We start from the raw sequence: 2,385 nt of genomic DNA, 5'->3' as shown, positions 1-2,385 counted from the left end.
CCGCTCCCGGGGGCAGCTGCGAGAAGCGCCGGTCCATCTATCGTCGCTATGCCATGGAGTGGCGGGATTGCGACAAGGTCAGCGGGGACTCCCCGGGCTGCTTTTCCGTCAATCCCCGGCCCGTCGTCGAGCGCACGGTCTTCCACGACGACCAGCACCGCTGGATCGAGAGCCGCTCTTCCGGCTGGAACGGTGCCGGCCGGGCCCGAGTCGAGGAGGTAGTGGACAACTTCGAGAGCGGCACCCACCGCACCGAGCGCACCGAGACCGGTTGGACCGCCACCGGCGGGACGACTCTGGGCATCGACGGCACCACCGGCTACCTCAACGTCGGCACCCCCTCTGCCTACTTGCCCAACCTCGCCACGCCGTGGATTCTCCACCCCTACGAGACGAAGACCGTCCTCGCCTCCGCCGGCGGGCGCCAGGTGATGGAGGCGAGCTTCAACAACAAGGGCACCAAGACCTGTGAGCGGCTCTGGCGGCTGCCCTTCGGCAGGAGCTCGACGGACCGGGTGACGGCCTGGACTCCCGGCACAGCGGTGGGCGTCAACGCCGGCCTGGCCATCACCGAGATCCGCGCCGGCGGCGACACCGCCAATCTCAGCACCGCCACCCTCTGCTCGGTCACGGGCAGTGCCAGCAACGGCAGCCGCTTCCAGCTCGACCACACCTACCAGGATCTCCAGCTGGCCAGCACCCGCATCGGCGGCTACCCGTTCAGCTACCAGGCGGACATCGACCCGAACACCGGCCTGGTCAAGACCTACTACGCCGTCACCGGCCAGAAGACCGACTACGCTTACGACGGCCTCGGGCGGCTGACCTCAGCCACCCCGGAGACCTCGCTTCACGAGGCCTCGCTCGCCATCCAATACTTCCGCCCCGCCGGCTCTCCGCCCTGGATGAGGATCCGCCGGCTCGACGCAGGCGTGGAGCTGACTCGGGAGGAGCGCTACTTCGACGCCCTCGGCCGGCTCATCGGCGAAACCCGCCAGTGGCCGAAGCCCGACGGCACCGTCTCCACCACCAAGAAGGAGTATCAATTCCACGCCGACGGCAACCTCTGGCGCGAGACGACCTGGCAGGAGATTCCCGTCAACCGCAACCAGTCGACCCGCTACAACCTCTATGACCCCTTCGGTCGCGCTTTCCGGGTCACTCAGCCCGACGGCCAGGTGCAGACGCACTTCTACAAGGGAGAGCGCAACGTCAAGGTGAGCTTCAACGTCGAAGGACCCTCCGGCCCCCAGGAGAGCTGGGTGCGCAAGGTCTTTGACGGCCTCGGGCGGGAGATCGCCACCGTCACCCCGCTCCACCGCACGGACCAGGTCTACGGCCCCACCGGCCAGGTGATCTCCGCCACTCGCCATAGCGGGGGCCTGTCCCAGACCCGGCAATGGTCCATCGACGGCCGGGGCCTCTTGACCGCCGAGCACCTGCCGGAGGTGGGCAGCGGTCCAGGTCTGGGCACGGTGAGCTACACCCGCGACGCCCTAGGGCAGGTCCGGAGCCGCCATGACGGCCGCACCTTCCTCGTCTACACCTACGACACTGGCGGTCGCCCGACGCAGCTGTCGGATGGTACGCGCCTGTGGAAGGAATGGAGCTGGGGCACCAGCAATGTGGGGGAGGAGGACTTCCGCAAGGGCAAGCTGGTCGAAGCGGTGCGCCACAATTGGCTCGATGACGGCCAGGGAGGCTTCGACGACTGGGCGGTGCGCGAGAGCTACGAGTACGGAGGCAGGCTAGGGAAGATCTCCGCCCGCGAGACCGCCCTCGAAAGCCCCACCAGCTACGACCCGACCCTGCGCCAGACCTGGAGCTACGACGCCCTCGGGAGGGTCGAGGTGGTGCAGTACCCCGAATGCGTCCCCGACTCCCTCGGACAGCTCCCCTGCGCCGACGGGGGAGATGTCGTGGCTCAGGACTTCTCGGCCTACTGGAGCTACCTCGGCAACCAGCCTCTCCGAGTCGCGCTCAACGGCACGCAGGAGCCCGAAGGCCTCTACGCTGACTTCGAGTACCATCCGAACCTCCAGCCGTTCCAGGTGAAGTTCCAAAACGGCACCTATGCCATCTACAACCAGGGCACCTCCGGCATGGCTCGCCCCGCCCGGCTCCAGCTGGCCCGGCCGGTGGCAGGAGGAGGTCCCCAAACCCTCTTCGATTCGGGCTTCTACGCCTACGACGGCGCCGGCAACATCACCCAGATCGGCGCCAACCGCTACACCTACGACGAGACCTCGAGGCTGCTGAGCGCCTCGGTGAGCCGCCCCGACGCCGTCTTCAGCGCCGACTACACCTACGACCCCTTCGACAACCTCACCGGCTACCGCCGCACCGGGGAGCCTTGGCAGTACTGGATGGTCGACGGCAAGAACC

The 2,385-nt window shown here is 67.8% G+C and carries 1 protein-coding gene; it reads left to right on the top strand.

The window, feature by feature from the left end; genetic code table 11:
- On the top strand, window positions 1-2,385 hold a 2,385-nt coding region (locus SX243_25930; protein MDY7096425.1), incomplete at both ends, for a hypothetical protein.

Source organism: Acidobacteriota bacterium (genome assembly GCA_034211275.1).
GTDB lineage: Bacteria > Acidobacteriota > Thermoanaerobaculia > Multivoradales > JAHZIX01 > JAGQSE01.
This window is presented reverse-complemented; position numbering and strand designations above follow the sequence as displayed.